Consider the following 8469-nt stretch of genomic DNA (forward strand, 5'->3'; position numbering starts at 1 on the left):
GGCGGGGGTCAGTCCTCTCGTTGCGATCACTGCCCGTCGGTGTCGGGCACGGTGGCACCGACCGTTGGACGGGCAGCGTCAAGGATAGCGAGCAATCAGCGGGCGATGTGCTCCGGGAACCGGCAGATCTGCGCGAACTCCTCGGCGTCCAGGCTGGCGCCACCGACCAGCGCCCCGTCCACGTCCGGCTGAGCCATGATCGAGGCGATGTTCGCCGCCTTGACCGACCCGCCGTAGAGGATCCGGACCTGGTCCGCGGTGTCCTGGCCGAAGGTCTCGGTCAGGCGCTTGCGCACCTCGCCGCAGACCTCCTGGGCGTCGTCAGGGGTCGCCGTCTTGCCGGTGCCGATCGCCCAGACCGGCTCGTACGCCACGACGACCTTGGTGACCTGCTCCGAGGTGAGCCCGCGGAGCGCGCCGTCGAGCTGGTCGCAGCAGTGCGGGACGTGCCGCAGCTGCTCGCGGACCTCCAGCCCCTCACCGATGCACAGGATCGGGGTGAGCCCGTTGGACAGGGCGGCGTTGACCTTGTCGTTGATCAGCGCGTCGTCCTCGTGGTGGTACTGCCGCCGCTCCGAGTGGCCGACCGCGACGTACGAGCAGCCGAGCTTGGCCAGCATCGCCCCGGAGATGTCCCCGGTGTACGCGCCCGACTGGTACGGCGACAGGTCCTGCGCGCCGTAGCCGATCAGCAGCTTGTCACCGTCCACCGCGGTCTGCACGGTCCGCAGGTCGGTGAAGGGCGGCAGGACCACCGTCTCGACGTCGGTGAGCTGCTTCTCGGTGAGGCTCGCGGCCAGCTTCTGCACCAGCAGGTTGGCCTCGAGGTGGTTGAGGTTCATCTTCCAGTTGCCGGCCATGAGCGGCCGGCGGGGGGTGCTCGCCATCAGTTCTCCAGAGCCGCGATGCCGGGGAGGGTCTTCCCCTCCAGGTATTCCAGGGAGGCGCCGCCACCGGTGGAGATGTGACCAAAACTCGACTCGTCCAGCCCCAACGTGCGCACTGCGGCGGCGGAGTCACCACCGCCCACGACGCTGAACGCGCCGGACTTCGCGATCGCCTCGGCGACCCCGCGGGTCCCGTTGGCGAACGCCGCCATCTCGAAGACGCCCATCGGGCCGTTCCAGAACACCGTCCGCGCCTGTTCGAGGGCGGCCGCGAAACCGGCCACCGTCTCCGGGCCGATGTCGAGCCCGACCCGCTTGCTCGGGATGCCGTCCACCCGGACCGTGTCGTGCTCGGCGTCCGGGGCGAACGCGACCGCAGCCACCACGTCGACCGGCAGCATGATCTTGCCCGGCTCGCGTTCCATCAGGTTGCGGCAGGTCTCGACCATCTCCTCCTCCAGCAGCGAGCTGCCCACCTCCAGGCCCTGGGCCTTCAGAAAGGTGAAGCACATCCCGCCGCCGATGAGCAGCCGGTCGACCTTCGGCAGCAGCGCCTCGATCACCGCGAGCTTGTCGGAGACCTTGGAACCGCCCAGCACCACCACGTACGGCCGCTGCGGCTCGCCGGTCAGCTTGCTGAGCACCTCGACCTCGCGCAGCACCAGCCGACCGGCGAAGTGCGGCAGCCGGGCCGGCACGTCGTAGACGCTGGCGTGCTTGCGATGCACGGCGCCGAAGGCATCGTCGACATACGCCTCGCCGAGGGCGGCGAGCTGCTCGGCGAAGGCGCCCCGCTCGGCGTCGTCCTTGCTGGTCTCGCCCTTGTTGAAGCGGAGGTTCTCCAGCACGGCGACCTGGCCGTCGGCCAACCCGTCGACGGTGGATCGGGCGGAGTCGCCGACGGTGTCGGCGGCGAAGTGGACCGGGGCGCCGAGCAGCTCGCCGAGCCGCCCGGCCACCGGACGGAGGCTGAACTGCGGTTCCGGCGTGCCCTTCGGGCGGCCCAGGTGCGAGCAGACGACCACCCGGGCGCCGGCCTGGACCAGCGCGCCCAGCGTCGGCAGGACGGCCCGGATCCGGCCGTCGTCGGTGATGTCCCCCGTCTGCTTGTCGAGCGGGACGTTCAGGTCGGCGCGCACCAGCACGCGCCGACCTGACACCCCCTCGGCGAGCAGATCGTCGAGGTTGCGGATGCTCACAGCGAGCTACCCACCAGCTTGACCAGGTCGACCAGGCGGTTCGAGTAGCCCCACTCGTTGTCGTACCAGCCGACGACCTTGACCTGGTTGCCGACCACCTTGGTCAGCGGGGCGTCGTAGATGCACGACGCCGGGTCGGTGACGATGTCGGAGGAGACGATCGGGTCCTCGTTGTAGACCAGGATGCCCTTGAGCGGGCCGTTCGCGGCGGCCTTCATCGCGGCGTTGACCTCGTCCACCGTGGTCTCACGGTTGAGGGTGACGGTCAGGTCGGTGGTGGAGCCGGTCGGGATCGGCACCCGCAGCGCGTACCCGTCCAGCTTGCCCTTGAGGTCCGGCAGGACCAGGCCGATCGCCTTGGCGGCGCCGGTCGAGGTCGGCACGATGTTGAGCGCGGCGGCCCGGGCCCGGCGCAGGTCCGCGTGCGGCGCGTCCTGCAGGTTCTGGTCCTGCGTGTACGCGTGGATGGTGGTCATCAGGCCCTGCTGGATGCCGAACGTGTCGTGCAGAACCTTCGCCATCGGGGCGAGGCAGTTGGTGGTGCAGGACGCGTTCGAGATGATGGTGTGCTTGGCCGGGTCGTACTGGTCGTGGTTGACGCCCATGACCACGGTGACGTCCTCGTTCTTCGCCGGCGCGGAGATGATGACCTTCTTGGCCCCGCCGTCGATGTGCGCCTTCGCCTTGGTGGCGTCGGTGAAGAACCCGGTGGACTCGATGACCACGTCGACGCCGGCCTCACCCCACGGCAGCTTGGCCGGGTCCTTCTCGGCGTACGCCTTGATGGTGTGGCCGCCCACGCTGATCTCGTCGTCGGTGGCCTTGACCTCCTGTGGAAGGCGGCCCAGGATGCTGTCGTACTTGACAAGGTGGGCGAGCGTCCCGTTGTCGGTCAGGTCGTTGACCGCCACGACCTCGATGTCAGCGCCGGACGCCAGCACTGCCCGGAAGAAGTTGCGGCCGATCCGGCCGAAGCCGTTGATGCCAACCCGGATGGTCACAGGTCCCATCTCCTCGCGTTCTGGTCCGCCGGCATCCGACCGTCAGCCGGCGAAGGTGTGTGCGCCGACCGTTGGAGCCGGCCGTTGATGTTTCATCTCGGCCACCCCGCCGCGGTCCTGGGGACCTGACCGCCCGAGGCGGTGAGCACGACGAGGAGTGCCTGTGCCGGCCCCCTTGCCGTACGCAGCGACCCTATCCGAGCGCGCGACATCGCGCTGCGGCGGGTGGTGATCCCGCTCGGCAGAATGACGCCCCACCGTCCTATCAGACCACGAGCATGTCGGGCGTGACGGCCGCTTCCGTATCCGGGATGCCCAGGTCCCGCGCCCGCTTGTCGGCCAGCGCGAGCAGCCGGCGGATCCGGCCCGCGATGGCGTCCTTGGTCAGCGGCGGGTCGGCCAGGGCGCCCAACTCCTCCAGCGAGGCCTGCCGGTGCTCCAGCCGCAGCCGCCCGGCCGAGGTGAGGTGGTCGGGGGCGTCCTCGGCGAGGATCTCCAGCGCCCGGGTGACCCGGGCGGCGGCGGCCACCGCGGCCCGGGCCGAGCGGCGCAGGTTGGCGTCGTCGAAGTTGGCGAGCCGGTTGGCGGTGGCCCGCACCTCGCGGCGTACCCGCCGCTCCTCCCACGCCAGCACGCTGGAGTGGGCGCCGATCCGGGTGAGCAGGGCGGCGATCGCATCGCCGTCCTTGACCACCACCCGGTCCACGCCACGCACCTCACGGTTCTTGGCGGTGATCCCGATCCGCCGGGCCGCGCCGACCAGGGCCAGGGCCGACTCCGGCCCCGGGCAGGTGATCTCCAGCGCGCTGGACCGGCCCGGCTCGGTCAGCGAGCCGTGCGCCATGAACGCGCCCCGCCAGGCGGAGACCGCGCAGCAGACGTTGGCGGCGACCACGTGCGGCGGCAGCCCGCGCACCGGCCGACCACGGACGTCCAGCAGGCCGGTCTGGCGCGCCAGCGCCTCGCCGTCCTTCACCACCCGTACGATGAAGTGGCTGCCCCTGCGCAGCCCACCGGAGGCGAGCACGTGGATCTCGCTCGGATAGCCGTAGACCTCGGCGATCTCCCGGCGCAGCCGCCGGGCGACCGCGCCGGTGTCCAACTCCGCCTCGACCACCACGCGGCCCGACACGATGTGCAGGCCGCCGGCGAAACGCAGCAGGGCGGTCATCTCCGCCCGCCGGCAGCAGGGCTTGGGCACGTCAACCCGACTCAGCTCGTCCTTGACCGCAGCCGTCATCGCCATAGTGCGCCCCCTAACGGACCGTTCCGGCGTGTCGCCGGTGATTACGTACGTGTCTAACGATCGGCGCCCAGGACAGGCACCAGTGCGGCGCCCAGGGCGGCTGGATCATGACGGGGCGTGCCGTCGACGACGGCGACGGGGGCGAGGACCAGCCGGGCACCCAGCGATTCTGCCGCACGTTCGACCGCCACGGGATCACCCACCGCCTTGGAGTCGGCCAGCACCACGTCCACCTTCAGCTCCGGCAGATAGCGTCGCAGGGTGTCCAGATGGTCGGCCAGGGAGAGCCCGAGGGTCTCCTTCTCCGCCACCAGGTTGAGCGTCACCAGCCGCCGCGCCGGGCTGGAGATGATCGCGTCGGCCAGCTCCGGCACCAGCAGGTGCGGCAGCACGCTGGTATACCAGCTGCCCGGCCCGAAGATCAACCAGTCGGCCCCGCGCACCGCGGCCAGCGCCTCGGCGCAGGCGGCCGGCGCGGCCGGGGCGAGTCGCAGCGCCTCGACCCGGCCGGTGGTGACCGCCACCTGGTGCTGGCCGCGCAGCGTGCGTACCTCGTCGGGGTGATCCGGGTCGGCGCCGCGCACCCGGGCCTCGATGTCGACCGGCTGGCAGGACATCGGCAGCACCCGGCCGACCGCGCCGAGCATCGCGCCGGCGTGGTCGAGCGCGGCCACCGGGTCGCCGACCAGCTCCATCAGCCCGTGCAGCACCAGGTTGCCGACGGCGTGCCCGACGAGCGGGTTGTCCGCGCCCGCGCCGGGCAGGCGCGCCGCCGCGGCGAAGCGGTGCTGGAACAGGCCGGCAGTGCGCCGGGTGGCCGGGTGATCACCGGCCAGCGCAACCAGCGCCTGCCGGAGATCCCCCGGCGGCAGCCCGCCGCGCTCGGCCCGCAGCCGGCCGCTGGAGCCGCCGTCGTCGCCCACCGTGACCACCGCGGTGATGTCCAGGTCCAGCTCGGGTACGCAGTGCCGCAGCGCCCGCAGGGACGCCGACAGCCCGTGCCCGCCGCCGAAGGCGACCACCCTGGCCGGGTTCACTCTCGCCCCAGGTCCCGGTGCTGGGCGTTGGCGGCGATGCCCGACTGCCGCAGCCGGGCGGCCAGTTCCTCGGCGATCGCGACGCTGCGGTGCTTACCGCCGGTGCAGCCGACGGCGACGGTCAGGTAGCGCTTGCCCTCCCGCTCGAAGCCGGCGGTGGTGGCGTTGACCAGGTCGGCGTACCCGGCCACGAAGGCGTCGGCGCCCTCCTGGCCCAGCACGTACGCGCTGACCGCCTCCTCGCGCCCGGTGTGCTCGCGCAGCTCGGGCACCCAGTACGGGTTGGGCAGGAACCGGGCGTCCATCACGAAGTCGGCGTCCGGGGGCAGGCCGTACTTGAAGCCGAACGAGAGCACGGTGATCCTCAGCCGGCGGGCGTCCTCCCCGCCGAACAGCTCCTCGACCCGGCGCCGGAGCTGGTTGACGTTGAGGTGGCTGGTGTCGATGATCACGTCGGCCTGCTCCCGGGCCTCCTCCAGCAGTGCCCGCTCTATGGCGATCCCGTCGGCGAGCCGCCCGTCCCCCTGCAACGGGTGCGAGCGGCGGACGCTCTCGAACCGGCGGATCAGCACCTCGTCGTCGGCGTCGACGAAGACGACCCGGGGCTGGAAGCCCCGCTCGTGCAGCTCCCGGATCGCCCCGGCCAGGTCGGTGGAGAAGGCGCGCGAGCGCACGTCCAGCACCATCGCCGTACGCCGGGCCGCGCCGCCGGCCTTGAAGGCCAACTCGGCCATGTCGAGCATGAGAGCCTGCGGCAGGTTGTCGACCACGTAGAAGCCGACGTTCTCCAGCGCCCGGGCCACCGTGCTCCGGCCGCCGCCGGAGAGGCCGGTGACCACCACCAGGGTGGTGTCCGCCTCGGCCGGCGCCGGCCGGCCCGGGGCTGTCTCCGTACCGGTCGGCACCAGTCCTCCAGCCGTCCGCGCCTCGCTCACCACTACCCCCAAGCTGTGGCGCCGCGGCCACTCGGCCGCGCCTGGTCAGTCAGCGACTCTAACGGCTGGGACCCCGCTCGGGATGCCATGGGGTGACGACCGGAACAGCAGGTTGTCCGGGCGCTGTCGGTGGACGCTCGTAGACTTCGCGGATGGTCTCCCCCACCGATCAGCGGACCGAGGACGCCCTGCGGGTGCTCAACCGGGTCTTCGGCTACGACGCCTTCCGGGGCTTCCAGCAGGAGGTCGTCGAGCACGTGGTGGCCGGCGGCGACGCGCTGGTGCTGATGCCGACCGGGGGCGGCAAGTCGCTCTGCTACCAGATCCCCGCGCTGGTCCGGGACGGCGTCGCGGTGGTGGTCTCCCCGCTGATCGCGCTCATGCAGGACCAGGTCGACGCGCTCACCGCGGTCGGCGTCCGCGCCGGGTTCCTCAACTCGACGCAGGAGCCGGCCGAGCGGCGACGGGTGGAGGACGCCTTCCTCGCCGGCGAGCTGAACCTGCTCTACCTTGCCCCGGAGGCCCTCGCCGTCCACGCCACCGTCGCCCTGCTGGAGCGCGGGCGGATCGCCCTGTTCGCGATCGACGAGGCGCACTGCGTCTCCCAGTGGGGGCACGACTTCCGCCCCGACTACCTCAACCTGTCGATGCTGCACGAACGCTGGCCGGGGGTGCCACGCATCGCGCTCACCGCCACCGCGACCGGGGCCACCCGCGCCGAGATCGCCACCCGGCTTCAGCTCACCGACGCCCGGCACTTCGTGGCCAGCTTCGACCGGCCCAACATTCAATACCGGATCGTGCCGAAGCGGGAGCCGCGCAAGCAGCTGCTGGGCCTGCTGCGCGACGAGCACCCCGGCGACGCCGGGATCGTCTACTGCCTGTCCCGCGCCTCGGTGGAGAAGACAGCCGAGTTCCTGGTGGCCAACGGCGTCGCGGCGCTGCCCTACCACGCCGGGCTGGACGCGGCCACCCGGGCGGCCAACCAGCAGCGTTTCCTGCGCGAGGACGGGCTGGTCATGGTCGCCACCATCGCATTCGGGATGGGCATCGACAAGCCCGACGTACGCTTCGTCGCCCACCTCGACCTGCCGAAGTCGGTGGAGGGCTACTACCAGGAGACCGGCCGCGCCGGGCGGGACGGGCTGCCGTCGACCGCCTGGCTGGCGTACGGCCTGCAGGACGTCGTCCAGCAGCGCAAGATGATCGACACCTCGGAGGGCGACCTCGCGCACCGGCGCAACCTGGCCGCCCACCTCGACGCGATGCTGGCCCTCTGCGAGACCGTCCGCTGCCGCCGGGCGCAACTGCTGGAATACTTCGGCGAGACCGAAGCGGCGGGCTGCGGCAACTGCGACACCTGCCTCGAACCGCCCGAGTCCTGGGACGGCACGGTCGCCGCCCAGAAACTGCTCTCCACCATCTACCGGCTGGACCGGGAACGCAACCAGCGGTTCGGCGCCGGGCACTGCGTCGACATCCTGCTCGGCAAGCGCACCGACAAGGTCGACCAGTACGGCCACGACTCGCTGACCACCTTCGGCATCGGCACCGAACTACGCGAGCCGGAGTGGCGGGGCGTGGTGCGGCAACTGCTCGCCGAGGGCCTGCTCGCGGTCGAGGGCGACTACGGCACCCTCGCGCTCACCGAGGCGAGCGCCGAGGTGCTGGGCCGCCGACGCACGGTCACCATGCGGCGGGAGCCGGAGAAGCCGGCGTCCGGCCGGTCGGCGAAGCCCCGGGGCGCGGCCACCGTCGTCGCCGACCTCACCCCCGAGGCGGCGCCGGTCTTCGAGCGGCTGCGGGCCTGGCGGGCGGCCACCGCCAAGGAGCAGGGCGTGCCCGCGTACGTCGTCTTCCACGACGCCACCCTGCGGCAGATCGCCACCGAGGCGCCGGCCTCACTCGCCAACCTGTCCCAGGTCAGCGGCGTCGGCGAGAACAAGCTCGCCAAGTACGGCGAGCAGATCCTCGCCGTCCTCGCCGAGGGCTGACGGCACCCGTAGACGCCGAAGGGCCCGGCCCCTTGTGGGGGTCGGGCCCTTCGTGGATCCTCCTGTTACCGGTTTGGTCAGGAGGCGCTGTAGCCGCGGGTGGCGATCCAGTTGGCGAGGTTGTCCACGCTGATGTTGTAGGAGGCCATGTTGGGGTTGGCGGAGTCGGC

7 protein-coding genes and 1 pseudogene are annotated in these 8469 nt (G+C 71.8%); 1 reads left to right on the forward strand and 7 read right to left on the reverse strand.

Annotated elements, in window-relative coordinates; translation table 11 throughout:
- Window positions 1-95: 95 nt before the first annotated feature.
- From tpiA to rapZ, 6 genes are all read right to left on the reverse strand, one after another.
- Window positions 96-887, reverse strand: coding sequence for a triose-phosphate isomerase (tpiA, locus tag AB0C02_RS31170; protein ID WP_357552712.1), 792 nt, complete (start codon window positions 885-887; stop codon window positions 96-98).
- Window positions 887-2086, reverse strand: a complete 1200-nt coding sequence (locus tag AB0C02_RS31175) for a phosphoglycerate kinase (RefSeq protein ID WP_357552713.1) — start codon at window positions 2084-2086, stop codon at window positions 887-889. The genes tpiA and AB0C02_RS31175 overlap by 1 nt, the downstream gene beginning before the upstream one ends.
- Window positions 2083-3087 carry a type I glyceraldehyde-3-phosphate dehydrogenase gene (gene gap / locus AB0C02_RS31180; RefSeq protein WP_357552714.1) on the reverse strand — a complete coding sequence of 335 codons (1005 nt, stop codon included), beginning with the start codon at window positions 3085-3087 and terminating at the stop codon, window positions 2083-2085. Before gap ends, AB0C02_RS31175 begins: the two co-directional genes overlap by 4 nt.
- Window positions 3088-3352: 265 nt before the next feature.
- Entirely contained in the window at window positions 3353-4333 is a 981-nt protein-coding gene (gene whiA, locus AB0C02_RS31185) for a DNA-binding protein WhiA (RefSeq protein ID WP_357552715.1), read from the reverse strand.
- A 53-nt stretch (window positions 4334-4386) separates the two neighbouring features.
- Complete coding sequence (gene yvcK, locus AB0C02_RS31190) at window positions 4387-5370, reverse strand: uridine diphosphate-N-acetylglucosamine-binding protein YvcK (protein WP_357552716.1); 984 nt, start codon at window positions 5368-5370, stop codon at window positions 4387-4389.
- Complete coding sequence (gene rapZ, locus AB0C02_RS31195; RefSeq protein WP_357552717.1) at window positions 5367-6275, reverse strand: RNase adapter RapZ; 909 nt, start codon at window positions 6273-6275, stop codon at window positions 5367-5369. The genes yvcK and rapZ overlap by 4 nt, the downstream gene beginning before the upstream one ends.
- Before the next feature lie 182 nt (window positions 6276-6457).
- Here rapZ and recQ point away from each other — a divergent pair, with 182 nt between their 5' ends.
- Complete coding sequence (gene recQ, locus AB0C02_RS31200) at window positions 6458-8299, forward strand: DNA helicase RecQ (protein ID WP_357552718.1); 1842 nt, start codon at window positions 6458-6460, stop codon at window positions 8297-8299.
- 77 nt (window positions 8300-8376) lie between these two features.
- Here the strand turns inward: recQ and AB0C02_RS31205 are convergent.
- Window positions 8377-8469: pseudogene (locus tag AB0C02_RS31205) on the reverse strand (phytochelatin synthase); the annotation flags it as partial.

This window comes from Micromonospora sp. NPDC048999 (genome assembly GCF_040649295.1).
In the GTDB taxonomy this organism is placed as follows: Bacteria; Actinomycetota; Actinomycetes; order Mycobacteriales; family Micromonosporaceae; genus Micromonospora.